We start from the raw sequence: 26,558 nt of genomic DNA, 5'->3' as shown, positions 1-26,558 counted from the left end.
GCGGGTGTCCGAGCCCGCGCCATGACCAGGCGCCGCCTCGGCCGGGCCGGCTGCGTCCGGCTCGCATCGCACCCGTCGGTCGAGGCAGCGGTGGTGGAGCTGGCCCGGTCCACCTACGGGCGCCAGGTCCGCCCCGGACAGACACTGTCCGAGGTCCAGCGCGCGGTGGTCGATGTGACCGCCTGGAACGTACGGGTCCTGGCAGGCTGGGTGCCTCGCGAGGGCGTGACCGTCCTCCGGGTGCTCATCGCGGTGCTCGAGGCGGCCAACGTCCAGGACCACCTCGAGCGGCTCGCCGGTGGGCAGCCGCCCGCCCCCTTCCGCCTCGGTGGCCTGGCCACGGCCTGGCCCCGGCTCCAGCGGACCACGAGCGCTCCCGGCCTCCGGAGGGCCTTGGCGGCCTCCGCGTGGGGTGACCCCGGAGGAGAGTCCCCGCGCGAGATCACGCTGTGGCTGCGGACCACGCTCGCCGACCGGGTCGTGGCTGCGGTGCCCGAGGCCGGTGCCTGGGCGTCGGGGGCAACGGCGCTGCTCGTGGCCCGGGAGGTGGTCCTCGAGGGCCGTCGCCTGCCCGAGCGCGCGCGTCTGGCCGCCTCCCGTGTCATCGGCCCCGCAGCCGTGTCCGCGACCTCCCTTCCCGAGCTGGCGGCGGCGCTACCCGCCAGGGCCCGGTGGGCCCTGGCCGGCGTCGAGCGCCCTGACGCCCTGTGGCGTGCCGAGGCGCGCTGGTGGGCACGGGTGGACGCAGACGCGACGGCGCTCGTGCGCCATGCCGGCACCGGCCGTGGCGTGCTGGTGGGCGCCGTGGCACTCCTGGCCGTCGATGCGTGGCGGGTGCGCGCCGCCCTGGAGGTCGCTGCACGCGGTGGCGGACCCACGGAGGCCCTCGATGCGGTGGCGTGACGCCCTGGAGCCGATCGGCATGGAGCGGGTGGCCCTCCTGGCACCTCGGGACGCACTGCGACAGCTCCTGGTCGCAGTGGCCGACGAGGGGACCGTCGGACTGGCCGAGTACCCCTCCGACAACGGCTCTCTCGCAACGGGTTCGGCCACCGAGCGGCTCCGGCGAGCGCGCACCGACGCCGCGGTGGCGGCCGCGCTCGCGCCCGCACCGCCGGACCTGGACCGCTGCGAGCAGGCCGGGCGCTTCGACCTGGTCGCCGGGGAGGCGCAGCTGGAGCAGCGGGCGGCCCAGGCCGTGACCCAGGACAACGTGGTCGGGCTGGTCGGCTGGATGCCCACCAGGGACATGGCCCACCTGTCCGAGAGGCTGGCCGGCGTCGGCGGCGCCGTCGTGCCGCTGGCCCGCCCACCCGGGGTCCAGCCGCCCACCCTGCTGTCGTCGAGGGGGGTGGCCCACCAGTTCGCACCCCTGGTGGACACCTACTCGACCGTCCCCTACGCGGACGTGAACCCCTCGATCGTGGCGGGACTGGCCTACGTCGTCATGTTCGGCATGATGTTCGCCGACCTCGGGCACGGGGCCCTTCTCCTGGGGGTGGCCGTCGCCGCCCGGCTCCAGTGGTGGTCCCGTCTGGAGCCCCTGAGGCGGGTGTGGCTCTTCCTCGCCGGCGCTGGCGCCTCCAGCATGTTCTTCGGCGCGCTCTACGGTGAGTTCTTCGGGCCGACGGGTGTCATCCCCACCCTGTGGCTCGAGCCTCTGGAGCACCCCGTGGAGCTGCTCGGCGCCGCGGTGGCCGTCGGCGCGCTGCTGCTCGCCGGCGCGTACGCGCTGGGCACCGTCAACCGGTTCCGGGAGGGTGGCTGGCGGCGGGCCGTCTACTCCCCGTCCGGCCTTGCCGGCGCCACCCTCTTCCTCGGCCTCGGCGCAGTCGCCGCGGGCGTCTACCGCGAGTCCCAGTGGGTCGCGCTGTTCGGCGGTGCCCTCGCCGCGGCCGGGATCGCCATCTCGTATGCCGGCCTGCTGGCTGCCGCCGGCGGCGGCGCCTCAGGCGCCGCGGAGGCGGGCGTCGAGCTGTTGGACCTCGTCCTGCGGCTGGGGGCCAACCTCGTCAGCTTCGCCCGTCTTGCGGCGTTCGGGTTGACCCATGCCGCCCTGGGGGCCGTCATCTGGCAGGCCACGACCGGGCTGTGGGAGCAGGGTCCGCTCGGAGCCGTGGCTGGTGTCCTCGTCTTCCTTGCCGGCAACGCGGTGGCCTTCGCGCTCGAGGGCCTCGTGGCTGCCGTCCAGGCGCTGCGGCTGGAGTACTACGAGCTGTTCTCGCGGGTCTTCGAGTCCGAGGGCGAGCCGTTCCGACCCTGGCGCGTACCCCTCGACCCCACGGAGGTCCCATGATGACGTGGACGGCTGTCCTGCCCGCCCTGGTCGCAGCCCTGCTCCTCACGTCGTGGCTCATCCGACGGCGTGGTCGCCCCGCTCTACGCGTGGCGTTGGCCGCGAACGGCCTCCTGCTGGGCGCGGGGCTCGTGCTCCTGGTCGTGGCAGCCCTCGCCGAGCCGTCGTCGGCGGTGTCGTTGTCGACCACGCCCGCTCCTGCCGCGGTCGCCGCGACCACCAACGGCTCCGCCCTGATCGGTGCCGCCATCGCGGTCGCCGGCTCGTCGATCGGTGCCGCCATCGCGGTCGCCTACACCGGGTCCGCCGCCCTGGCCGCCATGAGTGAGCGTCCCGAGCTGTTCGGCCGTGCGATGGTCATCGTCGGGCTGGCCGAGGGGATCGCGATCTACGGGCTCATCGTCTCCATCATCCTGATCGGGAAGGCATGAATCCCCCGGCCGCCCGCACCGCGGTGGTGGCCATCGGCGACCAGCCGCAGATCGCCGGATTCGCCCTCGTGGGCGTCCGCCTCAGCCCGGCGGCCACTCCGGCCGAGGTCCAGGACGCCTGGCGGGCGGCCTTCCCCACCGCCGCGGTCGTGATCCTGACGGACGGGGCCGCCAGCTCGCTGGGCGACGAGCGGCACGTCCCCGACGCGCCGCTGACGGTGGTGATGCCCGCATGAGTGACCTCGTGACCAGACAGCAGACGGCGCTCCAGCCGCTTCGGCAGGCGCTGCTTGCCCGGGCCGGCGCCGAGGCAGACCGTGTGCGCGCGAGTGCCGAGGCCGACGGCGAGAACGCCGTCACAGCCGCCCGCGGCCAGGCGGACGCCGTGCTCTCGGCGGCCCGCGCCCAGGGCGAGGTGGATGGTGCAGAGGCGCTCGCGGCCGAGCAGGCCACGGTCCGGCGATCGGCCCGTGCCGCGCTCCTCGCAGCCCAGCGCGCGGCATACGAGGAGCTGCGCAGCGGCGCGGTCCGGGCCGTGCACGAGCTCCTCCGAGAACCCGGGAACCGGAGCCTCCTCTCCGCGGCGGTGCAGCGCGGACTGGGTGGGTTCGCCAGTGTGAGCGACACGGAGGACGGGGGCCTCTTCGCCCAGGCGCCCGACGGGCGCAGCATCGACGCGTCCATCGGCACGCTGGTGGACAGCGCCCTCGCGAAGCTCGACCTGGAGCCGCTGTGGACGCCCAGCTGAGTCCGCGGATCGTGCGGGTCAACGGCCCTCTCCTGGAGGTCGAGCCGCTGACCGATGTCGCCATGTCCGAGCTCGTGGCGCTCGGCGCGCAGGGCATCACCGGAGAGGTCGTGTCGATCCGGGGCTCGGCTGTCACCGTGCAGGCCTACGAGCACACCGGTGGCCTCGCTGCAGGGGACCCCGCTGCAGCCCTGGGCCACCCGCTGTCCGCGCGGCTCGGCCCCCACCTCCTGGGCGGGGTGTTCGACGGCCTGCTGCGTCCACTGTCCGGCGCCCCGACCTGGCTCGTCCCCGACGGCGGTCGGCGTGAGGCCGCCGGCACCTGGCGGTGGCAGCCCTCGGTGGTCGAAGGCGCCACCGTGACCGAGGGAGCCACGCTGGGGACCCTCCGGGGCCCAGCGAGCCTGGAGCTCCGCGTGCTGGTACCGCCCGCGGTCCGTGGCCGGGTGGACTGGCTCGCACCGCCCGGCGAGCACGACTCGCGTGACCACGTGGCCTCCGTCTCGGGGCTGCGCGTCTTCATGACGACGGAGTGGCCGGTGCGCCACGCCCGCCCGGTTCGAGAGCGCCTCGCCGCCGGCGAGCCCCTGCTCACGGGGCAGCGCGTGCTCGATGCCGTGTACCCGCTCGCGCGGGGCAGCAGCGCGGCAGTCCCGGGCGGCTTCGGCACCGGCAAGACGATGCTGCTCCAGCAGGTCGCCAAGTGGTGCGCAGCGGACGTGATCGTCTACGTCGGCTGCGGGGAGCGTGGCAACGAGATGGCGGACGTGCTGGAGGAGTTCGGTTCCCTGTCCGACCCGCGCACCGGCCGGCGGCTGGCCGAGCGCAGCGTGGTCATCGCCAACACCTCGAACATGCCCATGATGGCTCGGGAGGCGAGCATCTACACCGGCGTGACCGTCGCCGAGTACTTCCGGGACATGGGCTACGACGCGGTGGTGATCGCCGACTCGACCTCCCGGTGGGCGGAGGCCCTGCGGGAGTTCGCCTCACGCTCGGGCGCCCTGCCCGCCGAGGAGGGCTACCCAGCGTCGCTGCCGTCGGCGCTCGCCGCGTTCTACGAGCGCGCCGGCCGCGTCACCACCCTCGGGGGAGAGACGGCCTCCGTCACCATCATCGGCGCGGTGTCGCCACCCGGCGGCGATGTCACGGAGCCGGTCACCGCACAGACCGAGCGCTTCGTCCGCGGGGTGTGGACCCTCGACCGCGACCTTGCCTATGCCCGCCACTACCCCGCTGTCGCCTGGGCAGGGTCCTTCACCCGTGACGCCGACACGATCGCACGCTGGTACGCGCGCCACGGCGACCCGGAGTGGGGCCACCGCCGGGCCCGGGTCACGAGCCTGCTCGCCGAGGCGGACCGGCTCGGCGACCTCGCGGCACTGGTCGGCACCGGCTCGCTGCCCGGCCACGAGCGCGTCGTCCTGCTCGGTGGCAGGCTGGTGCGCGAGGCCGTCCTCCAGCAGAGCGCGCTCTCTGCGAACGATGCGCACTGCACCGCCGCCAAGACGGCGTCGCTGGTCGACGCCGTCCTCGCCGTCGTCGACGAGTGCGACCAGCTGGTCGGCCGCGGCGTGACCGCCTCCGAGATCGAGGAGGTGGACTTCTCCCCGCTGCTGCGCGCCGCGGACGAGACACCCCCCGACGGGGTGGATGGCGTGCTCGCCCGCCGGCAACAGGTCCTGGAGCGCCTGCGGAGCCTGCCATGACCAGCGCAACCGCCCGGGGCCGCGCCACGGGTCTCGGGGTCGTGTACTCCGACGTGGAGGAGCTGCACGGTCCGCTGCTCCTGGTGCGTGGGGTCGCTGGCGTCGGCTGGGACGAGGCGGCCCTCATCCGGGTCGGTGGAGAGGGCGCGTCCGCACGCCACGGCGTCGTCCTGGAGGTCGACCACGACCTTGCCGTGGTCCAGGTGCTGGAGGGAACCGAGGGGCTGGTCCCGCGCAGGGCCAGCGTCGCCTTCTCCGGAGAGCCGGTGCGGGTCCCCGTCACTGCGAGCTGGCTGGGCCGGGTCTGCAACGGGCGGGGGGAGCCGGTCGACGGTGGCCCGCCGGTCTCTGCCTCCCTGCGGATGCCGGTCGCCGGGCACCCCCTCAACCCGACCCACCGCGACCGTCCCGGTGACCCCGTCCTGACCGGCATCTCCGCCATCGACGCCCTGACGACCCTCGTGCGGGGGCAGAAGCTGCCCATCTTCTCGGTCGCCGGACTGCCGCACCTCGAGCTCGCGGCCCAGATCGCGGCACAGTCCCACACGGGCACGGACCCGTTCAGCGTCGTCTTCGCGGGCATGGGTCTCACCCACGCCGATGCGGATGCCATCCGCGGCGCGCTCGAGGAGCGCCTCGGCGCCGGCGAGCTCCTGCTGCTGGTCAACACCGCCGACGACCCGGTGATCGAGCGGATCCTCACCCCCCGCATCGCCCTCACCGTCGCCGAGCACCTCGCCTTCGAAGGAGGCCGCCACGTCCTCGTCGTGCTGGCCGACATGACCAGCTATGCCGAGGCACTGCGCGAGGTCTCCGCGGCTCGAGGTGAGCTCCCCGGCCGGCGCGCCTACCCGGGGTATCTCTACAGCGACCTCGCCACGCTGTACGAGCGCTGCGGGCGGGTCCGAGGCAGAGCCGGCTCCATCACGATCATGCCCGTCCTGACGATGCCTGCCGGTGACATCACGCACCCGGTCCCCGACCTCACGGGTTACATCACCGAGGGCCAGATCGTGCTGGCTGCCGACGTGCACGCGCGAGGCATCTACCCCCCCGTCGATCCTCTGGCGTCGCTGTCCAGGCTGATGCGCAACGGGGCAGGGGCTGGTCGCACCCGGGAGGACCACCTCGACCTCGCCGCGCAGCTGCTCGCCGCCCTGGCCCGCGCCCGCCAGGTGCGCGAGCTCGCGGAGATCGTCGGCAGTGCTGCCCTGAACAAGACCGACCAGCTCTACCTGGAGTTCGCCACCGCGTTCGAGCGCGGGCTGCTCGACCAGCAGCGCCATGAACACCGCTCGATGGACCAGACCCTCGACCGGTGCTGGGAGGTCGCCACCGGCCTGCCCCGCCGTGAGCTCACGATGCTGCCGGCCCGCCTGCTCGACGCCCGCGACCGGAGAGGCGGCTAGCGCCGTGCCCGGCCTGCCAGGGGTCCCCCCCGGCCGCGCTGGCCGCAACGTGCTGCGGCGACGCCTGACGGCGGCCGAACGCGGACGCGAACAGCTGGACCGCAAGCTTCGGTTCCTCTTCCCGGAGCAGCAGCGGCTCAGCATCAAGGCTGCCCGCGTCCACGCGGACTGGGAGTCGGCGTGCAGTGCCGCCCAGGCGTGGTTGCTGCGAGCGGCCGTTCTCGGCGGGCAGGACGCGATCCGCGGAGCCAGCCCGACGGAGCAGACGCGCGTCGAGGTGGAGTGGACGACGACGATGGGTCTGGGTTACCCCCGGGAGGCCACGCTGGCCCCCACGCTCGCGGCGGGCGCCTCGCCAGGGCCGGCCGCGCTCCGAGGGGCCTGCGCGCCGTCGGGCAATGCCGCGATCGCGCCCGCGACCGCCGCGTTCCACACGGCTCTCGCAGCGGGCGTACGCACGGCAGCGGCCGAGGAAGCCGTGCGACGGGTCGACGCAGAGATCGCGGTGACCCGGCGACGCCTGCGTGCGCTGGACCGGCGATGGCTTCCCCGACTCCAGCAGGAGCTGACACGCCTCGACCTCGGGTTGGAGCAGGGCGAGCAGGAGGACGGGCTCAGACTGCGTCGCGCGGCCGGTCCGCAGGCTGGAGAGCAGCAGCCCGGAAGGAGATCCCTCCCATGATCGAGCGCATCCTCCTCGCTGTCGACGACTCCCCGGACTCCCTCGCCGCCACCAGGCTGGCGCTCCTCCTGGCCAGTGAGCTGCACGCCAACGTGCGCGCTGTGCACGCCCTCGCGGACCACGAGCTCGACGCCGCGCTGGAGGCTGCGACCGGGCGTCCTCTCGGGGGCCGACGTGAGCAGTCGGTGACCCGGCTGCTGGCGCGGGTGTCGACGCTGGCACAGGCGGAGGGTGTCGAGGTCGACACGATGGTGCTGGCCGGCGGCATCGGGTCCGCCATCCTCGACGCGGCGCGCGCCTGGTCCGCGGACCTCATCGTCATCGGGAAGTCGGCCCGGCTCGCCACCGGTGAGCCGTACGTGGGTGCCCTCACCCGCCACGTGCTCGAGTTCGCGGACCAGCCGGTCCTGGTGGTGCCCTCAGCGCGGCACCGACGATGAGCGGCGGGGCTGGTGGACCTCACGTTTTGGCCCGCCCCCGGCGGCAGCCTGCCGGGCACAGCGGAGCGGTACCGTCCATCGGCCCGACGGCGCCCCGCTCGTCCCGGGGCTAGGGTGCCGACGTACCCGTCTCCCACCAGGAGGAAGCCGTGGCCTCTCGACTCAACCCGTACATCAGCTTCACCGACAACGCCCGCCCTGCCATGGAGTTCTACAAGGACGTCTTCGGGGGCACCCTCACCATGAACACCTTCGGGGAGTACGGCGCCCAGGGCTCCCCCGACGCCGACAAGATCATGCACGCACAGCTCGAGACCGAGCGCGGCTTCACCCTCATGGGCGCCGACACCCCCACCGGGATGGAGCACACTCCCGGCACGAACATCTCCATCAGCCTCAGCGGCGACGACCCCGACGAGCTGCGCGGCTACTGGCAGAGGCTGGCCGACGGCGGCACCGTCTCGATGCCTCTCGAGAAGCAGATGTGGGGAGACGAGTTCGGTATGTGCGTGGACCGGTTCGGCATCGGGTGGATGGTCAACATCGCCCAGCCCCAGGACGCGTGACGGCCCCGACGTCTTCCTGACCTCCCAGCGGGCCCGCCCCGAGAATGCCTCGGGGGCGGGGTCCGCTGGCGTCCGACCTTGGGCGTCATCGTGTTTCACCTTCCGGGCGCCGACCGGCGGGTTATGCTGTGACTGCGGCGAGGATGCGCCTGCCGCTGGACGAGCAGGAGGTGGTCGCCATGAGCGGTGAACCTCCCAGTCATCGATCCAGCCACTGAACGACCAGCCTGTGACCTGACCCCTTCCACGGGTCTGCTTGTGTCGTCTCCCATCTCAGCGCAGTTCCCGGAGCCGTCATGTCTGAGCGCAGCTTCAAGCCCATCCGCACGCTCGCGGACCGTGTGACCCGCCGCACCGGCCCGCCTGCGGGCGCGCCCCTGCGACCGGTGCCTCCTGCCGACCACGACGGGACCGGCCAGCGGCGGTCGAGCGTGGTTGACAGCGCCATCTACGTCGACGGCGCCCGCACGGTCTCACCGGAGAGCCTGTCAGAGACCTTCAGGAGCCTCCGCGAGCTGGAGGGCGCTGTTGCCTGGATCGGCCTGTACCGTCCCAACCATGACGAACTCGCCTCTCTCGCAGCCGAGTTCGACCTTCACGAGCTGGCCGTCGAGGATGCGATCGTGGCTCACCAGCGCCCCAAGCTGGAGCGGTACGGCGACACGCTCTTCGTCGTCCTGCGCGCGGCGCGCTACCTCGACGAGGCGGAGGAGGTCGAGTTCGGCGAGGTCCACGTGTTCGTCGGACCCGACTTCGTCATCACGGTGCGCCACAGCGAGGCGCCCGACCTCTCCGCGGTCCGGCGCCGGCTGGAGAGCAACCCGGACCTGCTGGCCCTCGGCCCGGAGGCGATCCTCTACGCGATCCTCGACCGGGTCGTCGACGGCTACGTCCCGGTCGTGGCGGGCCTGGAGAACGACATCGACGAGATCGAGACGGAGGTCTTCCACGGCGACCCGGAGGTCTCGCGCCGCACGTACGAGCTGACCCGTGAGGTCATCGAGTTCGAGCGCGCGACCAAGCCGCTGGCGGCCGTGACCCAAGCGCTGAGCGCCGGCTTCGAGAAGTACGGGACGGACGAGGAGCTGCGGCGCTACCTGCGAGATGTGGAGGACCACCTCATCCAGGTCATCGAGCAGGTCGACGGTTTCCGTCACCTGCTGCGCGACATCCTCACGGTCAACGCGACCCTCGTGGCCCAGAAGCAGAACGAGGAGATGAGGATCCTCACCGAGGCCAGCAACGCCCAGAACGAGGAGGTCAAGAAGATCTCCGCGTGGGCGGCCATCCTCTTCGCGCCCACCCTCATCGGGACCGTCTACGGGATGAACTTCGAGAACATGCCGGAGCTGCGCTGGCAGCTCGGCTACCCGTTCGCCGTCGTGCTCATGGGCCTGGTCAGCGTCGGGCTCCACGGGGTGTTCAAGCGCCGCGGCTGGATCTGAGGCGCGTCGCCCGCCCAGCCGCTGACAGCCGCGTGGGACGGCCGGGTCAACCGGTGCCCACGGAGTCCACGACCTCGGTCGTCGGCCTGCGCGTGATGTGCGTCGTCCCCGGGACGCCGTCCACGCACCCGAGCAGGACCTTGAAGCGAGCGACCTCGGGCAGCGCGAGGCCAACGGACCACATGCCCGCGCTGGCGCGGTGCTCCTCGTCCGTCACGAGGAGGGAGGCCGCGTCCACGTCAGGGAAGCCCTCCTGCACCCGCAGCCGAGCCTCGGCAATGGCCTCCGCGTGGTCAGGGGTGTGGCCGTTCACGAGGTCGACGCGTCGCAGCACGTCCCGGAACGCGGACAGGACCGCTTCTCTCGTCGCCGGGTCGACCGCCCTCCCGCCTGCCGTGGACAGGCCGACACTGATCTCCGCCTCGCCATGGGTGCCCGACTCGCTGCGGTGCGTCCGTGTCAGGCGCACCACGCACGGCTCCGGTCGGGGCCCATGTGTGTGCAGCACGGGCTCGAGCGCCTTGAGGTACACCGACTCCTCGAAGGGGCCGGCCCCGGGCGGGAGGTGCGTGTCGAGGAGGAACACCTCCAGCGAAGGGCCTTCGGGTGCGCTGCTGCAGGCGACTCTGATGCGCAGGACATCCACCGCGTCGAGGTCGATCGGGCCGAACATGGGGCCAGCCTCCTCCGGGCGCCATGGACGGTCAACGCCGCCATGGACGGTCAACGCCGCGGGCTGCCGGTGCCAACCGGTGTCCTCGCAGGCCGCGTGGTTGGCACACTCGGTCTGGGCGCGCAGTGCCCAGCGGACCGACGACCGGGACAGGAGACGGCATGCCCACCGGCCAGCCCGAGATCACCCTGAGGTTCCTGGCCGCCCCCACCGATGCCGGCTACTCCGGCGGGGTGAGCGGCGGCAGGGTCCTGGAGTGGATCGACAAGGCGGGATACGCGTGTGCGGTGGGCTGGAGCGGCCGCTACTGCGTCACGGCCTACGTCGGGAACGTGCAGTTCTCGCGCCCCGTCGCCGTCGGGGAGCTGGTGGAGGCAACGGCCCGGCTGGTCCACACCGGCCGCAGCAGCATGCACATCCTCGTGAGCGTCCGCTCCGGCGACCCGCAGACAGCCCGGCTGTCGAGCGCGACCGAGTGCCTCATGGTCTTCGTCGCCGTCGACGGCGAGGGCCGTCCCGTCGAGGTGCCGGCCTTCGAGCCCCAGACCGAGGCGGACGCGCGCGCTCAGGAGCTCGCCATGAGGCGGATCGCGCTGCGCCGCGAGATCGAGACCGCCATGGCGGCGCAGACGTACAGCGACCTCGGCACGGCGCCGCGTGTCGTGCTGCGTTTCCTGGCGGCCCCCACCGACGTGAACTGGGGCGGCAAGGTCCACGGCGGGATCGTCATGCGGTGGATCGACGAGGCGGCGCACGTGCTGGCGACGAGGTGGACGGGCAGCGCCGCGAACGTGGCCGTCTATGCGGGTGGCGTGCGGTTCTACCGACCCCTGCGCATCGGTCACCTCGTGGAGGTCGACGCACGGCTGCTGCACACCGGGAGCAGCAGCCTGCACGTCAGCGTCCACGTGCGTTCCGGAGATCCCGCCACGGCGGACATGGAGCTCACCACCCACTGCCTGATCGTCTTCGTGCCGCTCACGCCGGACGGGCAGGCCGCCCCGGCCCCGACCTGGGTGCCGGCCTCGCAGGAGGACGTCGCGCTGGAGCGCCACGCCCTGCACCTGATCGAGCTGCGGAAGTCGGTTCCCCGCTAGGCGCACGCGCTCCCCCTCGCAGGAGTCCCTAGCGGCGACGGCCCCCGACGACCGCGAGCAGCAGACCCGCGAGCGCGACCAGTGGCCCGACCACGGCCCAGAAGGTCACTCCGGTCATCACGCTGCCGCCGAGGTGGCCCAGCCCCTGGAGGGTCCACACGACACCCACGAGCGCCAGCACGGCGCCCGCGCCGATCGACAGACCCCTGCGCATGGGTCGAGCGTAGGACGCCGCTGCCCCGGTGCATCGGGTGGAGTGACTAGTCCGTTCGGCGTGACCGAATGACCCAGGTGGGCTCTGTCGCACGACGCACCGGACCCGCCATCATGGAGGAAGCGCCGCGGACCAGGCCCGGGGGAAGCTTGGCCCGCGGCGCTTCCATGTGCCTGGCCGGGGGTTGACGCAGGCAGACCCGCTGTTCTCGGTCATGCGGTGACTCTCGGAACGGCGGCTGTCAGAAGAATGCCACCGGCGACTTCGGGGCACCTCAGCCGTTCAGGTGGGAAGCACTCATGTGTTTGTCGACGACAGACCCCGTTCACCCCCGGATGGCGCGGCCGCTGCGGGGCGTCGACGCGACCTTTCCCCGCTGCTAGCCTCGACTGGTCGGCGTGTGACTGCAGGACCTCGTGTCATCCCGCATCGGGGCCCGGCCTTCTGGAAGTGCTTGTGGTGGGGACCACGCTAAGGGGGCACCAATGAGTGCTCGTACACGGACCACCGGAGCCGTGCTGGCAGCCCTGGCGGCTGCAGCAGTGGCCGTTCCCGGCGCGACGCCCGTCGCCGCCCTTGCGGCCGAGCCGAGGGGGGAGGCAGCGACGCCGGGCGACTCCGGTGCCGGAGATCCGTACTTCCCCTTCGCCGGCAACGGCGGCTACGACGTGAGGCACTACGACCTCGACCTGACCTACCAGCCGCCCGCACCTGAGCCGGCTCCCCTCGTCGGCCGGCTGAGCGGCGTGGCCACGATCGACCTGACAGCCACCCAGAACCTCGACCGCTTCAACCTGGACCTGCGGGGACTGGACGTGCACGAGGTCGAGGTGAACGGGAGGTCCGCGGAGGAGGTCGACCCACCGAGCCCCGGCGAGCAGGTCGAGGGCGCTGCCTACTGGCGGGTCCAGAACGACGCGCAACGCCAGTGGGAGCTGACGATCCAGCCCCGGCCACGGCTGACGAAGGGAGAGCGCGCACGGGTGGTCGTCACCTACGGCGGCGACACGACCCGGCCGACGGACATCGAGGGCGCGCTCTACGGCTGGGTGACCACCCGCGACGGCGCCATGGTGGTCAACGAGCCCGAGGGGGCCATGACGTGGTACCCCGTCAGTGACCACCCCACCGACAAGGCCACCTACGGCTTCGAGATCACGGTGCCCGAGGGAAAGGTCGCCGTGGCCAACGGGCTGCCGCGCCGGAAGCCCGTCACCAAGGACGGCTGGACCACGTGGTTCTGGAAGGCCCCGGACCAGCAGGCCAGCTACCTGACGACGGCGTCGGTCGGCGACTTCACGCTCCACACCTCGAAGACGGACCGCGGCCTGGCCGTGGTCAACGCCGTCGACAAGGACCTGACGGCCGCCAACGCCGCCACCACGAGCGCCAGCCTGGCCAGACAGGCCGACATGATCGCCTTCTTCGAGGACACCTTCACCCGCTACCCGTTCAACTCCTTCGGCGCGATCGTCGACGACGACAGTGTCGGGTACGCCCTCGAGACACAGACCCGCCCCGTGTACTCCCGAGTGGCCAGCGAGTCGACGGTCGCGCACGAGCTGGCCCATCAGTGGCTGGGCAACGCGGTGAGCCCGGAGCTCTGGCGGGGCATCTGGCTCAACGAGGGCTGGGCGTCGTACGCCGAGTGGCTGTGGGCCGAGGAGAGCGGCGGCCGGTCGGCGCAGGCGAGCTTCGAGGAGGTCATGGCCATCCCCGCCGACGACCCGTTCTGGACCGTCGTCGTCGCCGACCCGGGCCCGCTGGGACTGTTCGTCGCGCCCGTGTACGACCGCGGCGCGGCCACGCTCCACGCCCTGAGGCTCGAGATCGGCGACAGGGCCTTCTTCGCCAGCGCCCGCCGGTGGCTCCAGCGTTACGACGACAGCACGGCGACCACGGAGGACTTCGAGGCGGTGTGCGAGAAGGTCTCCGGCGAGAGCCTCGACGCCTTCTTCGACACCTGGCTGCGGACCCCCAGCAAGCCCCCGACCCCCTGACCCACCTGCCGCGTCTGGGACCTACGGCCCTTGGCTGCCGCCTCGAGGGGTGGCGACGCTGGAGCCATGAGCGAGCCCGGCGTTCCCACCGCGGTGGCGGCCCGGTCGGACCTGGTCGCGTGGTTCGACACCCTGTCGCGAGCCGACGTGTCCCGCGTGGGCGGCAAGGGCGCCAACCTGGGTGAGCTGACCGCGGCGGGCCTGCCCGTTCCACCGGGTTTCGTGGTCACCGCGCAGGCCTATCTCGACGCCATGGAGACCGGCGGGGTCCGCGCAGCACTGCTGCGGTCGGTCGAGGGCGCCGACGTCGACTCCCCCGACGGCCTCACCCGCGCGGTGCGCGAGCTCCAGGCGCTCGTCCACACCGCCGGTATGCCGCCAGTGCTGCGGCGGGCGGTCCTCGACGCCTACGCGCGGATGGGCGACGGGACGCCCGTGGCCGTGCGCTCGTCCGCGACCGCCGAGGACACGGCGTCGACGTCCTTCGCAGGGATGAACGAGACCTTCACGAACGTGCGGGGCGGTGACGAGCTCGTCGAGCGCATCGTCGACTGCTGGGCCTCCCTGTGGAGCGCCCGGGTGGTCGCCTACCGCGCCTCGCAGGCCCTGACGGCCGAGCCGGCGATCGCCGTGGTGGTGCAGCAGATGGTCGACTCCGACGCGTCGGGCGTGATGTTCACCGCCGACCCCGCCTCCGGCGACCGGGGCACCCTCGTGATCGAGGCCTCGTTCGGCCTCGGCGAGGTCGTGGTCGGCGGGCAGGTCGAGCCCGACACCTACGTGGTGTCCAAGGACGGACCGCGCGTCACGCACGTCCACATCGGCACCAAGTCCGAGCAGGTCGTCCGCGGCCCGGACGGCCACGACCAGCGACTGCCCGTGCCCACGTCGCGGCAGCACCAGCGGGTCCTGGACGACACCACCCTCGTGGACCTGGCCCGGATGGGCCTGGAGATCGAGCGCCACTACGGCGTCCCCCAGGACGCCGAGTTCGCCATCTCGGACGGACGCGTGTGGATCGTGCAGTCCCGGCCGATCACCACCCTGGAGACGGGGCCCGCGTCACCCGAGGAGGACCGCCAGGGCGGGGTGCTGGTGAGCGGCCTGGGCGCCGCGCCGGGCATCGCCACCGGCCCGGTACGCATCCTGCGCAGCCCGGCGGACGGCGCCCGGCTGCTGCGGGGCGAGGTGCTGGTGGCAACGATGACCAACCCGGACTGGGTCCCGACGATGCGTCGCGCCGCCGCCCTGGTCACCGACGGCGGTGGTGTCACGTGTCATGCCGCGATCGTGGGTCGCGAGCTCCACCTGCCCACGATCGTCGGTACCCGCACCGCCACCACCGTCCTGCGCGACGGTGAGGTCGTGACGGTCGACGGCGCGAAGGGCACCGTTCGACCCGGGGCCGGGGTGGCGGCACCTGCCGTCGACGCCGTCCCCACGGTGGTGTCGGGCGCCGCGGCTCCGGCCTCCGCTCCCCCGGCAGAGACGACGGCAACCCTGCTCTACGTCAACCTGGCGATCGCCGACCACGCCGAGGAGGTGGCGGCCATGTCTGTCGACGGGGTCGGCCTGCTCCGGGCCGAGTTCATGATCACCGACGCGCTGGCCGGCGAGCACCCGAAGCACCTGCTCGCCACCGGCAGGCGCGCCGAGTTCGTCGACCGCATGGCCGCCTCGGTGCGTCGCATCGCGCAGGCCTTCGCGCCACGCCCTGTCGTCTACCGGGCGGTGGACTTCCGCACCAACGAGTTCCGGGGGCTGACCGGCGGCGCGGAGCACGAGCCGGTCGAGGCCAACCCGATGATCGGCTACCGCGGCTGCTACCGGTACGTCCGGGACCCCGAGATCTTCGCGCTCGATCTCGACGTCCTGGCGAGGGTGCGTGAGGAGTCGCCCAACCTGCACCTCATGATCCCCTTCGTGCGCACCCGGTGGGAGCTCGAGGCCTGCCTCGAGGCGATCGACGCCCACCCGCTCGGCCGGCAGCGCGGGATGCACCGCTGGGTCATGGCCGAGGTGCCCTCCGTCGTCTACCGCATCCCCGAGTACGCCGCCATGGGCATCGACGGCGTCTCCATCGGGTCGAACGACCTCACCCAGCTCGTGCTGGGTGTCGACCGCGACTCCGAGATCTGCGCCGAGCTCTTCGACGAGTCCGACGCCGCCGTGCTCGACGCCATCCGGCGCATCATTTCCGCCTGCTCCGACGCGGGCCTCACCTCGTCCCTGTGCGGGCAGGCGCCGTCGAACCGGCCGGAGTTCGCCGAGTTCCTGGTGCGCCAGGGCATCACCTCGATCTCGGTCAACCCCGATGCCGTGCCGCGGGCACGCGCCGCGATCGCCCGAGCCGAGCGGCGGATGCTGCTCGAGCACGCTCGGCACGGCTGAGCCCGCCGGGCACCGGGCACAGGCCGGTCAGGCGCCCAGCGCAGGTCCGTGGGAGCAGCACGCGGGCAGCTCGGCGTGCAGGATCTCGATCGCGCGCGCCGCCTTGTCGAGGAACCTGTGGGAGGGCTCGACGACGAACCGGCGGGGGTGGTCGGCCCACGCCTCCAGGATGCGGGCGTCGACCTCGGCTGCGGCAGAGGGCGACTCCGTGCGCAGCGGGTTGCTGTGGTCGTAGCCCTCCCCCGGAGGCGGCGTGCGCAGGTGGATCACCGCGTCATACCGGGCGAGCTCGCGGCGGGCCTCGGTGCCGAGGGAGGACCAGAACCCGGCCGGCGGACCCGGCCAGTACGCCACCCCGTCGACGGTTCCCCGGTCGCACAGCACGATGGCCGGGTGGTGGGTGTCGGCGATGACCTCCAGCTCGCACTGCACATGGTCGATCGCCCGCTGGGCCGACTGGCGGCACACCGGGTCGTCCTCACGGGGGAACCCTCCACCGAAGACCACACCTGCCGACTCGGCCAGGATCCGCACGTGGTGACACGTCGACTGGCGGACCAGCTCGAGCAGCGCGGTCTTCCCCGCCCCCGGCCCGCCCGTGACCACGATCCGTCGGGGGGCGTGGACTCTGGTGCAGGGGCAGGGAACCGTCACCTCGCAACGATACTCAGAGGCGCGCCCCGGCCCGGGCCCGACAGCGGGGGCCGCCGGCGCGGCATACGGTGGCGGTGTGCAGTCCTGGGCCAGGGAGCGGTTCGCGGCAGCCCCGGTGGCCCGGCTGGCCACCGTCACCGCAGCCGGGCGTCCACACCTCGTGCCGGTCGCCTTCGTCCTCGTCGGGGACACCGTCTGGACGGCCGTCGACCAGAAGCCGAAGACGACGCGGTCACTTCACCGGCTCGCGAACATCGAGGCACACCCGAGGGTGAGCCTGCTGGCCGACCACTACGACGACGACTGGTCCCGGCTCTGGTGGGTGCGCGCCGACGGCCACGCGTCCGTCGTCGAGCTGGCCGGGACCGATGCCACCGCCGCCCTCTCCTCCCTGGTGGCCAAGTACCCCCAGTACCGGGCGGACCCGCCCACCGGCCCCCTCATCCGCATCGCCGTCGACACGTGGAGGTCCTGGAGCGCCGGCTGAGCAGAGCCCATCGGCCGATGGCCCGGACTGACTAGCCTCCCCCTCCCGTGGCGCGCCCCCGGCTAGTCACCCCGACGCGCCCGCGCACCGCCGCGGGCCATCCTCCCGGGCGCGGTCGGAGGAGTTACCCACATCGACCGTGCGGCCCCGCGGATGTCCACAACCTCCCCTGTGGACGGCCGCGGGACTAGTCACCACGGAGGTCAGGGAAAGGGCCCGGTGCCCGCGTCGCACGAGGACTAGTCCGTGGTTCCCGCAGTAGCCTTGTCGGCATCCCGTCGACAGAGAGGGCAGCTCACATGGGCGAGTACCTGCCGGAGGTCTACCGCGACTTCAGGGAGCGGTACGCGGCGGTCGCCGCCGCCCAGGGCGAGCTCTCCCGCACGGTGCGTGACAGCACGCCCTTCGACGAGCGCACGACCCACCTGCTCAAGTTCGCCCTCGCCCTGGGGGCGGAGGCCGACGGCGCCGTGCGCTCCAACGTCCGCAAGAGCCTCGACCACGGCATCACCTCGGACGAGCTCCGTGGGGTGGCACTCCAGGCGATCACGACCTGCGGGTTCCCGACCGCGATGGCGGGGCTGAAGTGGATCGACGAGGTGGTGGCCGGGAGGGCTCCCTCACCCGAGGAGTGAGTCGACGCCGGTGCCCCACCTCGCGGCGGGTCGTTCAGGCCGGCCCGGGCTGCTGGCCCGTCGTCGTGCTGCGTGGGGCTGGGCCTGCGACGCGGCCCAGCCATCGGCGCGTCGCGCGGGGCGACCGGAGCCGCACCACGGCCAGGTGCTGGTTCTGCGGCTCGGCGAACATCCTGGGGTACTCACGACGCTGGCCCGCGTGGGACCGGAGAGCCGTCAGCACCCCTGTCGCGGCCCGGAGCAGCTGCCTGGGCAGTCCTGCCCTCCCGCCCGTCCCCGCGGCCTGCGCGGTGAGGGTGGAGGTCCGCCGGACGGCGCGCTTCGCAAGCCTCCACCAGGAGACCACCACGCGGTAGTCGAGCCAGAGGACCGTGTCCGCCCGTGGCCAGACCAGGTCGCGCACCGCGCTCTTGTTGCCGTCGGTGACCCAGCGGTCCCCCGCGATCGCTGCAGACGTCCTCTCGCGCAGCACGGACAGCGGCACCGTGCTCAGGTCGGCCGCGAAGTACAGCGAGTCGAGCTCCACGTGCGGCGCGCCGACGGCGGCTGCCAGCTCGCGGGCCAGCGTCGTCTTCCCCGACCCGGTCCGCCCCAGGACGAGGATCCGCTCGCACCCGTCCAGGGAGGTGGCGGGATCGCGTTGCGAGGTCATCCGTGGCGCTCCTCCGGTCGGGCCCGCCGGTTCGAAGGGTTCACCGGCTCGGGCGGGCAGCCTGTGCACAGCATCCACGCGCCGCCGCCGGCGGCGCCTCCCCCAGCCGGCGGAGGGCCGGCACCTCGGCGACCGGTCCCGGACTACGCCTTCGGTGCCAGGCCGGTCCGGGTCCCCGGCGAGCGGGGCCGCGCCGGACAGCCCGCTACGACACCACGTCCTTGCGCTGGAAGTGGTGGAACGCGAGCACCAGGAACACCACGGCATACCCGAGGGCGAACAGCACGCCGCGCAGCATGTCGGCGGTGTCGGGCGGGTCCTGGAGCATCCCCACCCAGGCCATGGTGTAGCGCGTCGGCAGCCAGTCGCGGACGGCGCCGAGGGCGTCGATCTGGTCCAGGATGCTCGACACGATGACGATGAGCACCGTGCCCCCGACCGCCGCGAGCGGCGCGTCCGTGCGCACCGAGAGCATGAACGCGAGCGAGCCCACCATGGTCATGCCGACGACGAGGTATGCCGTGATGCCGGCGAGTCGCGCCAGCGCCTCGCCGGGCTCGAGCTGGAAGCCGACCGGCGTCGTGACCGGCGACCAGCCGTAGAAGACCGCGCCCACCGCCATGGACATGAGCACCAGCGTGACCAGCGCTGCCGCGGACAGGAACAGCGCGACGAGGAGCTTGCGGGCGAGCAGCCGCGGTCGCGGCACCGGGATGGCGAGCAGGTAGCGCAGCGTGCCCCAGCCGGCCTCGCTGGCCACCGTGTCGCCGAAGAACAGCGCGAAGACCACGACCAGCAGGAAGCCGGTGCTGACGAACAGCACGAACAGCACGAAGTTCAGGGAGCCGTTGGTCGCCACGTCGATGAGGCTGACGCCGCGACGCCCGTCGGGCTCGTCACCCACCGCGAAGGCCAGCACCAGGAGCAGCGGAAGGGCGAGCATGACGGCGAAGATGCCCACGGTCCGGCGCCGCCGCAGCTGGCGCCGCACCTCCACCCAGAAGCGCAGGGTACGGCCGGGGTCGAACCCAGCGGCGGCGCCCTCGGCCGCCAGCTGGTCGGCCCGCGCGGTCATGACCGCACCCCGGTGCCGGTGCTCATGCCAGTGCCGGTGCCTGTGCCTGTGCCTGTGCCGATCATGGCCAGGAAGGCGTCCTCGAGCCGGTGCCGCGAGCTCTCCGGCACCGCGGCCGAGACCTGCGCCACCGTCCCCGAGGCGATCACCGTGCCGCGGTCCATGACCACGACGTGGCTGCAGGTCTGCTCCACCTCGGCGAGCTGGTGGCTGGAGAGCAGCACCGAGCGACCCGCCACCGCGTAACCGCGCAGCACCTCGCGCATCTCGGCGATCTGCGGCGGGTCGAGCCCGTTCGTCGGCTCGTCGAGCACGAGCAGCTCGGGCAGGCCGAGCATCGCCTGCGCGATGGCGAGGCGCTGCCTCATGCCCTGGCTGTAGGTGCGGACAGGGCGCTCGATCGCGTCGCCGAGCCCGGCGATCCGCAGCACCTCCTCGAGCCTCGCGTCCGCCTCGGGACGGCCGGTCGAGGCCCAGTACAGCGTGAGGTTGGCGCGGCCCGACAGGTGCGGTAGGAACCCGACCCCCTCGACGAAACACCCCATCCGGCTCAGCACCGGCGCGCCCGGGGTGACCGCGTGCCCGAACACCCGGATCGTGCCCTGCGTCGGCCGGATCAGGCCCATGAGCATGCGCAACGTGGTCGTCTTGCCGGCCCCGTTGGGGCCGAGCAGGCCGACCACCTGGTCTCGCTCGACGCGCAGGTCCGCGGACCGTACCGCCACGAACCCGTCGGCGTACTCCTTGGCCAGCCCGTCCACGGCGACCGGCACATCCACCAGCGACGGGTCCGTGTCGGCGATGGTGCGGCGCAGGCCGAGCCGGCTCCAGACGGCCACGGCGAGGGCAGCCAGGGCCGCGAGACCGGCGACGGCCAGGGCGAGCCAGAGCCAGGGGGAGGTGTCCGAGCCGGAGGCCTCGGAGGGCACCTGCCGCACGGTGAGCCCGCCGTCGGCGAGGGCGACCCGCACGACCTGCTGGAAGGAGGGCGAGGCGTACGCGCGGTCGGTGGTGGCCACGGCCACGACCATGCGGTGGCCCGTCTCGAACCGGTGGGCCAGGGCGGGGAGCACCACGTCGACGGTCGTCGCGTCGGCGGAGGCCGGCACGGAGAAGGGAACGACCTGCCCGTGCGGAAGCCGTGGCCTCCCGTCCGGCGGGACGTCGTACACCTTGGCGAAGAGGACCGCGCCCCTCGCCGTCCCGGCGATCGTGAAGGAGACGGTGGCGCTCCCCACGACGTCGACGGGCCCGTCCAGCGGGGCCGTGGAGAACAGCGCGGCCTGCCCGGGCGGGTCGAAGGCGAGGGAGCCCAGGGCAGAGCCCACACCGGGCAGGCTGGAGAGCGAGGCGGGCGCACCCCCGGCCGGGCGGACGACGGGCTGCTCAGGGCCGCTGAGTGCGACCCGCGCCGTCGACACCTCGTCGCCGAGGGGGTAGGACGCGGCCGTCCGGGTGCGGGTCGTCGCCCGCGAGCGGGTGCTCGACAGGCCGGTCTGCTGGTCGAACGCGAAAGCCGCCGGCGAGCTGGACGGATCGGGGCCGTTGCGACGCAGGTGGTGGTCGAACCATGCCGCGATGTCCTCGCGCAGGTCCGCAGCCGCGGCGTCACTCTCCGTCGTGCCACCGGCGTCGTGCCCGCCGGCGGTCCAGCGCACCGCCACCGGGGTGCCGCGCCCGCGGATCTGGCGCGCCGTCACGTCTGCCTCGGAGAGTGGGAAGAGCGTGTCCTCCTCCCCCTGGACCAGGAACGTCGGTGCGGTGACGGCCCCGGCCACGCTCCAGGGACTGGAGGCGTCAAGGCGCCTGCGGGCGGCTTCGTCCAGGGTCCCGGTCGCGGCGGCCGCGGTGTAGACGCGGCAGATGTCACGGGCGAACCGGCCGCACACCAGCGCCTCCTCGCTGCCGGAGGAGCCCTCCCCGGCAGTCGCTCCGGGCGTCCCCGACCCCCGGGGTCGCCCGTTCTGAGCCCCGTCCGGAGCCCCGTTCTGAGCCCCGTTGAGAGCCCCGAGACCGGTGATGCTCCCGACCCCGGGCAGGCCGCCGGGGTCGAGGTCCTTCCCGACGCCGAAGAAGATGCCGGCCCACTCGCGCTTGAAGGCCCCGGGCGAGGCGTCGCTGTCCGCCGGGGAGGCGGGGCCGCCGCCCTGGGGCACACCTGCCCCGTTCGGGAAGAACACGCGGGAGAGCCGGTTCCACGTGATCTGCGGGACGATCGCGTCCACCCTCCGGTCGGTGCCCGCTGCCATCAGCGCCAGCGCCCCTCCGTACGACTCCCCCGCGATGCCGACCCGCGGGTCGCCGGCGCCGTCCCGCGCGACCTCAGGCCGGCCACCCAGGAAGGTGATGAGGTTGCGGGCGTCCGCGACCTCCCCGTCGAGCGCGTTGAGGCCGATGAGCCCCGTGCTCCTCCCGAACCCTCTGGCGCTGTAGGTCAGGACGACATAGCCCCGATCTGCGAGGTCGGCCGCGTCGCCCCGCACCGACAGCTTCGTGCCGCCGAAGCCATGGGCCAGCAGGACCGCCGGGGCGGGCGACGAGGCGCTCACGCCGTCCGGGAGGTAGAGCCGGGTGTCGAGGGAGACCGTGCCGGCCGGGGTGCGGCTGTCGACGAGCCGGTCCTCGATGCGGTAGTCGGCGCTGCGGTTGTCCGCGATCCGCCAGCCGGCGAGACCGCCGACCAGCCCCGCCAGGACGGCACCGGTCACGAGCCGGCGGCGCAGAGCAGGTCGGGCCATGGGCGCTCCGGGGGTGCGGCGCGGGTGGGCGCAGGGCAGGGGTGGTCAGCGTCTCAGCTCCACCTGAGACTCCGCTGAGCCACCAGGCGGTCCCGCGGCGTCGTCGTGGGGCGTGAGGCCTGCGGGCGGAGCCGTCGGACGGCAGAATCCCGGGCATGACGAGCGTGGAGCCGGCGATCTCGGTCCTGCCTGCCAACGAGGCGCGCTGGGAGGACCTGCAGACCGTCCTCGGCACGCGCGGCCCGGGGTCGAGGTGCCAGTGCCAGCGGTACAAGCTGCGGCGGCGGGAGTCGTTCGCCTCGTTTCCCGTCGAGGACCGTGCCGACCGGTTGCGACAGCAGACCGACAGCGGTTCCCCGGGGTCGGGCACGACCAGCGGCCTCGTCGCGTACCTCGACGGCGAGCCCGTCGGCTGGTGCGCTGTCGAGCCGCGCGCCGCCTACGAGGGCCTGCTGCGCAACTGCCGCGTCCCCTGGGAGGGACGCTCGGAGGACAAGGGTGACGAGAGCGTGTGGGCGGTGACCTGTCTCTTCACGCGGGCGGGATTCCGCCGGCGCGGCGTCAGCCGGGCGCTCGCGCGCGCCGCGGTGGACTTCGCCCGGGAACGCGGCGCCCGCGCGCTCGAGGGCTACCCGATCACCACGACGGACGTGCTCCTCGAAGAGCTGCACGTCGGCACCGAGGGCGTGTTCGCCGATGCCGGCCTCAGGGTGGTCAGCCGTCCGACCGTGCGACGAGTCGTGATGCGGGTCGACTTCTGACCCGCCGCCGGCGCTCCCGGGTCCCGGGACGGCTAGCGCTGCAGCAGGCGGAGCCTCGTGGCCACCCCGGCGAGCGCCGGCCTGCCGCCACTGGGCGTGCTCGGCCTCGTGGCCGCGGCGTGCAGCACCTCGGCCCGGACGTTGTGCTCGATCTCGCGGTTGAGCACGGGCAGCAGCGTATCCGCGAGGTTCGCGGTCAGGGTGACAGCGTCCCGGTCGAAGCCCAGGAAGTCGAAGTCTGCCGCGTACAGGTCGTGGATCCGACTCACGGTCCGGGGGCTCACCATCGTGAGGTCGACGTCGACGGGCGAGTCGTTGTCGTGCCCGACCTCGTGCAGCTGGACGCCCTCCGAGGCGAGGCGGCCTCCCAACCAGTCGATCGTCTCGCCCAGCCGGTCGGTGCGGCCGACGTGGTCGAACCGGCTGAGGTCCCGCCGGAGCAGCTCGTACTGGGACACCAGGTGCACGTCCCGGTGGACCAGCGAAGGGTCCGCGCTCAGGTGCTCGACCAGCTGGTCCAGATCCGCAAGCACCTGCTCGACGTCGTCGAAGCGACGCAGCCCCGGGTCCGGGAGACCCAGCCTGGCCCGGTAGTAGGGCGCTCGCACGAGGTACTTGCTCGACCACGTCGTCAGGAGCCGCTCGACCGGGTGGCGCACAACGGTGAAGACGTGGCGCAGGCCCGCACGCATCAGCCGCTCGTAGTCCGCGTCGCCGAGCGAGTCGACCATGGGCCGGCCACCCGCCTCCCCGTCCCAGATGGTCTGGCTGACCAGCGACTCCTCGCCCAGCGACTCGACGAAGCGGCCGGGGAACGGGACGCCGGCCGTGCGGGTCAGCGCCACGTTCAGCGACGTCCCGGCAGCCTTGGGGATCGACACGTAGAGCAGGCGCCACCCGGGGTGCAGGAACGCCAGGCCGTTGTAGCTGCGCACCCACTGGGTGAATTCCGGCGTTTCCGGCATCGTTGGTCCTCCCGGGAGTGGCTGTGGACTCGCCTCGACTGGCGCACACGCTGGCGCCGCGAGGTGTCCGCCCGGTGTCGCGCGGGCGTCCCCGAGGTGGCCGTCATCGGTCGCGTCCCCACCTCCGGCCCGGCCGGCGCCGCTCGCGTCCTTGTACCGGCCAGCCCGCTGCGGTGATACTGCGCCAAGGGGGTGCACGCACCTGCCGACCGCCCGTCGCCCCTGGAGCAGCCATGCGCGTCCAACCCCGCTTCCACGTCGGAGTCGTCGCGGTCGTCGTCTACGCGGTGCTCGTCGTCACGGCCTGGGGGCTCCTCGGCGTCGACTACACGACCATCTCGAGCACCACGGAGAACGTCCTCAGGGGAATCGTCGTCCCCGTCGGCGCCGGCACCGTCTTCCTGGCCGGCTACGCCTCATGGCTGGGCTGGTGGCAGCCGGCCCTGCGCGAACGGGAGCGCGTCGCGCCGAGGTGGACGCTGGTCGTACCTGCCCTCATGGTCGTCACCGCGTCGCTCACCCTCGTCTCGGCTGAGCTCTCCGTCCTCAGCGCCGGCCACCTCGCCGTGCTGGCGGTCGGCACGCTGCTGGTCGGCTTCTCGGAGGAGCTCCTGACGCGAGGGCTGCTGCTCGTCGGATTCCGCGGCAGCGTCTCCGAGGCGCTGTCCTGGTTCTGGACCTCGTTCCTGTTCGGCCTGATCCACGCCGTGAACCTCTTCTTCGGCCAGTCGGCGCTGGACACCATGCAGCAGGTGGTCTCCGCCTTCCTTTTCGGCTCGGCCCTGTACGTGACGCGGATGGCCACCGGGGCGCTGGTCGCGGCGATGCTGGTGCACGCGTTCTGGGACTTCGCGAGCCTGTCGTTCACCGGGTCGGGCGCCGAGGCGACGACCCTGACCGCGGTCGGTGGCATCCTGAACTACCTGACGATCGTGCTCGCGCTGGTCTCGGTGGTGGTGATCCTGCGCGCCAGGCGGGCGGCGCCCTCAGGCTCCTCGACGACGCGGGTCGCCGCGTGACGGGGCCGGCCGGCGGCCGGCGGTCCCGGCGCCGGGCACACCGGGGAGCTTGAGCGCGGCGGCGATGGACGACTGGTACCAGACCACCCTCGTCGAGACCGGCCGCTCGGCGGCGCTGTGGCTGCTCGTCGGCTTCGTCGTGACGTACGCGGTCACGCGCTGGGTCACGTTGCGGATCCGTGCCCGGTCGGTGAGCGGCGCAGACGCGGGGTCCTCACCGCTCAAGGACGTGCACATCGGTGGCGTCCACATCCACCACCAGGTCTGGGGGATCCTCCTGGTCCTGCTCACCGGCGTCCTGGAGTTCCGCTTCCAGCCCGAGTCGCCGTGGGTGGACGTCCTCGCGGCGCTGTTCGGCGCCGGGGCCGCCCTGGCCCTCGACGAGTTCGCCCTCTGGCTGCACCTCGAGGACGTGTACTGGTCCGAGGAGGGCCGCAAGTCGATCGACGCCGTGATGCTGGCGGCCGTGGTGGGCCTCGTGCTCCTGGTGGGGTCCTCCCCCATCGGGGTCGACCAGGAGACGGTGGCGACGACGGGGGTGTGGGGCACGGCGGTTGCCATCGTCTGCCACATCGCCTACACGATCGTGTGCCTGCTCAAGGGCAAGATCGCCACGGGGCTCGTCGGCCTGCCGGTGCCCCTCCTGGCGCTCGTGGGAGCCGTCCGGCTCGCCCACCCGTCGTCGTTCTGGGCCCGCCGGTTCTACTCGCAGGCCAAGACCGCCAGGGCCGCCAGGCGCCACCAGCGCACCCTCGCCCGCCGGGACAGGGTGCGAGACCTCTTCTCCGGCGGGCGGTGACCGCAGACCCGTTGGAGACCACGCTCAGCAGCCGGCCCGCGTCACGGCGCGACCGGGATGCGGTCGGCGAACGACTCGACCTTCGTCCGCCAACCGTCCTCCAGCGGTCCCTTGAGCCCGGTCACGAGGACCTTGTCCTCGGCGACCTTCGCGAGCCCCTTCGCCTCGAGGATCTCGTTCATGATGGGGATGACATGCTGCCACCTCGCGATCTCCTCCTCCGTCGGCATCCTCCCGGTGTTCTTGTCCGGCTTGGGTGCCGCCTCGGTGGTCAGGATTGCGTACCTCGTGCCGGACGGCAGAGCCACCTTCTTGAGGAAGCGGCGCATGCCACCGATCGGCTTGCCCAGGCGGCCGGGCGAGCTGAACACGTACAGGTCGGCCGACGGCGGCTCCTTGGGCTGCAGCTCCCGGATGTGGTGGACGACCACCATGACCCCCTTGGCGGCCATCTGCTTCTTGAACTCCTCGGCGACCATGGCGCCGTTGCCGTACTTCGACGCGTGCAAGTACTCGATCTTCATGCTGAGTCCTTCGCGACGGTGCGACGGGTCTCGCGGACCCGCCCGCGCTGACTTTCTGACGTCTCCATGACGCGACGTGCGGCCGAGGAAGGTCAGAGGCGAAGGGCCCCTCCGCAGCGTCAGCCCCGGCAGTGGCGAGCCGCGGGGC

Annotated in this window: 27 protein-coding genes; 19 read left to right on the top strand and 8 right to left on the bottom strand. The window is 72.8% G+C overall.

Annotated elements, in window-relative coordinates; all coding sequences use genetic code 11:
- Positions 1–21: 21 nt before the first annotated feature.
- The 11 genes from VIB11_RS14715 to VIB11_RS14665 all read left to right on the top strand — a co-directional run bounded on the left by VIB11_RS14715 (position 22) and on the right by VIB11_RS14665 (position 9,726).
- Positions 22–903 (top strand): hypothetical protein, encoded by an 882-nt coding sequence (locus VIB11_RS14715; protein WP_332032062.1) that lies wholly within the window; start codon positions 22–24, stop codon positions 901–903.
- A complete protein-coding gene (locus VIB11_RS14710) occupies positions 890–2,296 on the top strand; it encodes a V-type ATPase 116kDa subunit family protein (protein ID WP_332032060.1) in 1,407 nt (468 codons plus the stop codon). The genes VIB11_RS14715 and VIB11_RS14710 overlap by 14 nt, the downstream gene beginning before the upstream one ends.
- Positions 2,293–2,727, top strand: a complete 435-nt coding sequence (locus VIB11_RS14705; RefSeq protein WP_332032058.1) for an ATP synthase subunit C — start codon at positions 2,293–2,295, stop codon at positions 2,725–2,727. Before VIB11_RS14710 ends, VIB11_RS14705 begins: the two co-directional genes overlap by 4 nt.
- Complete coding sequence (locus tag VIB11_RS14700) at positions 2,724–2,963, top strand: V-type ATP synthase subunit F (protein WP_332032056.1); 240 nt, start codon at positions 2,724–2,726, stop codon at positions 2,961–2,963. The genes VIB11_RS14705 and VIB11_RS14700 overlap by 4 nt, the downstream gene beginning before the upstream one ends.
- Positions 2,960–3,475 carry a hypothetical protein gene (locus tag VIB11_RS14695; RefSeq protein ID WP_332032055.1) on the top strand — a complete coding sequence of 172 codons (516 nt, stop codon included), beginning with the start codon at positions 2,960–2,962 and terminating at the stop codon, positions 3,473–3,475. The genes VIB11_RS14700 and VIB11_RS14695 overlap by 4 nt, the downstream gene beginning before the upstream one ends.
- Positions 3,460–5,184, top strand: coding sequence for a V-type ATP synthase subunit A (locus VIB11_RS14690; RefSeq protein ID WP_332032053.1), 1,725 nt, complete (start codon positions 3,460–3,462; stop codon positions 5,182–5,184). The genes VIB11_RS14695 and VIB11_RS14690 overlap by 16 nt, the downstream gene beginning before the upstream one ends.
- Positions 5,181–6,593: a V-type ATP synthase subunit B gene (locus VIB11_RS14685; protein ID WP_332032051.1), complete on the top strand. Its 1,413-nt coding sequence runs from the start codon at positions 5,181–5,183 to the stop codon at positions 6,591–6,593. Before VIB11_RS14690 ends, VIB11_RS14685 begins: the two co-directional genes overlap by 4 nt.
- Positions 6,594–6,642: 49 nt before the next feature.
- A complete protein-coding gene (locus tag VIB11_RS14680; protein ID WP_332032049.1) occupies positions 6,643–7,275 on the top strand; it encodes a V-type ATP synthase subunit D in 633 nt (210 codons plus the stop codon).
- Positions 7,272–7,715 carry a universal stress protein gene (locus VIB11_RS14675; protein ID WP_332032047.1) on the top strand — a complete coding sequence of 148 codons (444 nt, stop codon included), beginning with the start codon at positions 7,272–7,274 and terminating at the stop codon, positions 7,713–7,715. The genes VIB11_RS14680 and VIB11_RS14675 overlap by 4 nt, the downstream gene beginning before the upstream one ends.
- Positions 7,716–7,864: 149 nt before the next feature.
- Positions 7,865–8,281, top strand: a complete 417-nt coding sequence (locus VIB11_RS14670; protein WP_332032045.1) for a VOC family protein — start codon at positions 7,865–7,867, stop codon at positions 8,279–8,281.
- 296 nt (positions 8,282–8,577) lie between these two features.
- Entirely contained in the window at positions 8,578–9,726 is a 1,149-nt protein-coding gene (locus tag VIB11_RS14665) for a magnesium and cobalt transport protein CorA (protein ID WP_332032043.1), read from the top strand.
- 46 nt (positions 9,727–9,772) lie between these two features.
- Here VIB11_RS14665 and VIB11_RS14660 read toward each other — a convergent pair whose 3' ends face one another.
- Positions 9,773–10,399 (bottom strand): hypothetical protein, encoded by a 627-nt coding sequence (locus VIB11_RS14660; protein WP_332032041.1) that lies wholly within the window; start codon positions 10,397–10,399, stop codon positions 9,773–9,775.
- Between the two features lie 161 nt (positions 10,400–10,560).
- Between VIB11_RS14660 and VIB11_RS14655 the strand changes: the two genes are divergently transcribed.
- Positions 10,561–11,496, top strand: coding sequence for an acyl-CoA thioesterase (locus tag VIB11_RS14655; RefSeq protein ID WP_332032039.1), 936 nt, complete (start codon positions 10,561–10,563; stop codon positions 11,494–11,496).
- A 28-nt stretch (positions 11,497–11,524) separates the two neighbouring features.
- Here VIB11_RS14655 and VIB11_RS14650 read toward each other — a convergent pair whose 3' ends face one another.
- Complete coding sequence (locus VIB11_RS14650; RefSeq protein WP_332032037.1) at positions 11,525–11,710, bottom strand: hypothetical protein; 186 nt, start codon at positions 11,708–11,710, stop codon at positions 11,525–11,527.
- 485 nt (positions 11,711–12,195) lie between these two features.
- Between VIB11_RS14650 and VIB11_RS14645 the strand changes: the two genes are divergently transcribed.
- Together VIB11_RS14645 and ppsA are read left to right on the top strand one after the other, a co-directional pair.
- On the top strand, positions 12,196–13,710 hold the full coding sequence (locus VIB11_RS14645; protein WP_332032035.1) for a M1 family metallopeptidase: 1,515 nt from the start codon (positions 12,196–12,198) through the stop codon (positions 13,708–13,710).
- A gap of 66 nt (positions 13,711–13,776) precedes the next feature.
- Positions 13,777–16,101 (top strand): phosphoenolpyruvate synthase, encoded by a 2,325-nt coding sequence (gene ppsA / locus VIB11_RS14640; RefSeq protein ID WP_332032033.1) that lies wholly within the window; start codon positions 13,777–13,779, stop codon positions 16,099–16,101.
- A gap of 27 nt (positions 16,102–16,128) precedes the next feature.
- Here the strand turns inward: ppsA and VIB11_RS14635 are convergent, their stop codons facing one another.
- Positions 16,129–16,755 carry an ATP-binding protein gene (locus VIB11_RS14635; RefSeq protein WP_332032032.1) on the bottom strand — a complete coding sequence of 209 codons (627 nt, stop codon included), beginning with the start codon at positions 16,753–16,755 and terminating at the stop codon, positions 16,129–16,131.
- A 76-nt stretch (positions 16,756–16,831) separates the two neighbouring features.
- Here VIB11_RS14635 and VIB11_RS14630 point away from each other — a divergent pair, with 76 nt between their 5' ends.
- Both VIB11_RS14630 and VIB11_RS14625 read left to right on the top strand, forming a co-directional pair.
- Entirely contained in the window at positions 16,832–17,242 is a 411-nt protein-coding gene (locus tag VIB11_RS14630; protein ID WP_332032031.1) for a TIGR03668 family PPOX class F420-dependent oxidoreductase, read from the top strand.
- Positions 17,243–17,541: 299 nt separating this feature from the next.
- The gene (locus tag VIB11_RS14625; protein WP_332032029.1) at positions 17,542–17,877 is read left to right on the top strand and encodes a carboxymuconolactone decarboxylase family protein; all 336 of its coding nucleotides are present in this window, start codon (positions 17,542–17,544) and stop codon (positions 17,875–17,877) included.
- 34 nt (positions 17,878–17,911) lie between these two features.
- Here the strand turns inward: VIB11_RS14625 and VIB11_RS14620 are convergent, their stop codons facing one another.
- The 3 genes from VIB11_RS14620 to VIB11_RS14610 all read right to left on the bottom strand — a co-directional run bounded on the left by VIB11_RS14620 (position 17,912) and on the right by VIB11_RS14610 (position 22,342).
- Entirely contained in the window at positions 17,912–18,529 is a 618-nt protein-coding gene (locus tag VIB11_RS14620; protein ID WP_332032028.1) for a hypothetical protein, read from the bottom strand.
- A gap of 205 nt (positions 18,530–18,734) precedes the next feature.
- Positions 18,735–19,604, bottom strand: a complete 870-nt coding sequence (locus tag VIB11_RS14615; protein ID WP_332032026.1) for an ABC transporter permease — start codon at positions 19,602–19,604, stop codon at positions 18,735–18,737.
- Positions 19,601–22,342, bottom strand: a complete 2,742-nt coding sequence (locus tag VIB11_RS14610) for an alpha/beta fold hydrolase (RefSeq protein ID WP_332032024.1) — start codon at positions 22,340–22,342, stop codon at positions 19,601–19,603. Before VIB11_RS14610 ends, VIB11_RS14615 begins: the two co-directional genes overlap by 4 nt.
- Positions 22,343–22,497: 155 nt before the next feature.
- Between VIB11_RS14610 and VIB11_RS14605 the strand changes: the two genes are divergently transcribed.
- Positions 22,498–23,103 (top strand): GNAT family N-acetyltransferase, encoded by a 606-nt coding sequence (locus VIB11_RS14605; RefSeq protein WP_332032022.1) that lies wholly within the window; start codon positions 22,498–22,500, stop codon positions 23,101–23,103.
- Between the two features lie 32 nt (positions 23,104–23,135).
- Here the strand turns inward: VIB11_RS14605 and VIB11_RS14600 are convergent, their stop codons facing one another.
- Entirely contained in the window at positions 23,136–24,068 is a 933-nt protein-coding gene (locus VIB11_RS14600) for a sulfotransferase family 2 domain-containing protein (protein WP_332032020.1), read from the bottom strand.
- Between the two features lie 233 nt (positions 24,069–24,301).
- On the opposite strand from VIB11_RS14600, the gene VIB11_RS14595 reads away from it, so the two are divergent.
- Together VIB11_RS14595 and VIB11_RS14590 are read left to right on the top strand one after the other, a co-directional pair.
- Positions 24,302–25,087, top strand: a complete 786-nt coding sequence (locus VIB11_RS14595) for a CPBP family intramembrane glutamic endopeptidase (protein ID WP_332032018.1) — start codon at positions 24,302–24,304, stop codon at positions 25,085–25,087.
- Positions 25,088–25,136: 49 nt separating this feature from the next.
- Complete coding sequence (locus tag VIB11_RS14590) at positions 25,137–25,886, top strand: hypothetical protein (protein WP_332032016.1); 750 nt, start codon at positions 25,137–25,139, stop codon at positions 25,884–25,886.
- 41 nt (positions 25,887–25,927) lie between these two features.
- Here VIB11_RS14590 and VIB11_RS14585 read toward each other — a convergent pair whose 3' ends face one another.
- Entirely contained in the window at positions 25,928–26,410 is a 483-nt protein-coding gene (locus VIB11_RS14585; protein WP_332032015.1) for a hypothetical protein, read from the bottom strand.
- Positions 26,411–26,558 lie beyond the last annotated feature (148 nt).

The organism is Pedococcus sp. (assembly GCF_036554925.1).
Lineage (GTDB): Bacteria > Actinomycetota > Actinomycetes > Actinomycetales > Dermatophilaceae > Pedococcus_A.
The sequence above is the reverse complement of the archived record's forward strand: the minus strand, read 5'-3'. Positions and strand labels throughout refer to the sequence as shown.

Bases quoted from the DNA above. Each gene is read 5' to 3' on its own strand.
- VIB11_RS14715 (WP_332032062.1), top strand. From the start codon at position 22: ATGACCAGGCGCCGCCTCGGCCGGGCCGGCTGCGTCCGGCTCGCATCG.
- VIB11_RS14710 (WP_332032060.1), top strand. From the start codon at position 890: ATGCGGTGGCGTGACGCCCTGGAGCCGATCGGCATGGAGCGGGTGGCC.
- VIB11_RS14705 (WP_332032058.1), top strand. From the start codon at position 2,293: ATGATGACGTGGACGGCTGTCCTGCCCGCCCTGGTCGCAGCCCTGCTC.
- VIB11_RS14700 (WP_332032056.1), top strand. From the start codon at position 2,724: ATGAATCCCCCGGCCGCCCGCACCGCGGTGGTGGCCATCGGCGACCAG.
- VIB11_RS14695 (WP_332032055.1), top strand. From the start codon at position 2,960: ATGAGTGACCTCGTGACCAGACAGCAGACGGCGCTCCAGCCGCTTCGG.
- VIB11_RS14685 (WP_332032051.1), top strand. From the start codon at position 5,181: ATGACCAGCGCAACCGCCCGGGGCCGCGCCACGGGTCTCGGGGTCGTG.
- VIB11_RS14675 (WP_332032047.1), top strand. From the start codon at position 7,272: ATGATCGAGCGCATCCTCCTCGCTGTCGACGACTCCCCGGACTCCCTC.
- VIB11_RS14665 (WP_332032043.1), top strand. From the start codon at position 8,578: ATGTCTGAGCGCAGCTTCAAGCCCATCCGCACGCTCGCGGACCGTGTG.
- VIB11_RS14660 (WP_332032041.1), bottom strand. From the start codon at position 10,399: ATGTTCGGCCCGATCGACCTCGACGCGGTGGATGTCCTGCGCATCAGA.
- VIB11_RS14655 (WP_332032039.1), top strand. From the start codon at position 10,561: ATGCCCACCGGCCAGCCCGAGATCACCCTGAGGTTCCTGGCCGCCCCC.
- VIB11_RS14650 (WP_332032037.1), bottom strand. From the start codon at position 11,710: ATGCGCAGGGGTCTGTCGATCGGCGCGGGCGCCGTGCTGGCGCTCGTG.
- VIB11_RS14645 (WP_332032035.1), top strand. From the start codon at position 12,196: ATGAGTGCTCGTACACGGACCACCGGAGCCGTGCTGGCAGCCCTGGCG.
- ppsA (WP_332032033.1), top strand. From the start codon at position 13,777: ATGAGCGAGCCCGGCGTTCCCACCGCGGTGGCGGCCCGGTCGGACCTG.
- VIB11_RS14625 (WP_332032029.1), top strand. From the start codon at position 17,542: ATGGGCGAGTACCTGCCGGAGGTCTACCGCGACTTCAGGGAGCGGTAC.
- VIB11_RS14620 (WP_332032028.1), bottom strand. From the start codon at position 18,529: ATGACCTCGCAACGCGATCCCGCCACCTCCCTGGACGGGTGCGAGCGG.
- VIB11_RS14615 (WP_332032026.1), bottom strand. From the start codon at position 19,604: ATGACCGCGCGGGCCGACCAGCTGGCGGCCGAGGGCGCCGCCGCTGGG.
- VIB11_RS14610 (WP_332032024.1), bottom strand. From the start codon at position 22,342: ATGGCCCGACCTGCTCTGCGCCGCCGGCTCGTGACCGGTGCCGTCCTG.
- VIB11_RS14605 (WP_332032022.1), top strand. From the start codon at position 22,498: ATGACGAGCGTGGAGCCGGCGATCTCGGTCCTGCCTGCCAACGAGGCG.
- VIB11_RS14600 (WP_332032020.1), bottom strand. From the start codon at position 24,068: ATGCCGGAAACGCCGGAATTCACCCAGTGGGTGCGCAGCTACAACGGC.
- VIB11_RS14595 (WP_332032018.1), top strand. From the start codon at position 24,302: ATGCGCGTCCAACCCCGCTTCCACGTCGGAGTCGTCGCGGTCGTCGTC.
- VIB11_RS14585 (WP_332032015.1), bottom strand. From the start codon at position 26,410: ATGAAGATCGAGTACTTGCACGCGTCGAAGTACGGCAACGGCGCCATG.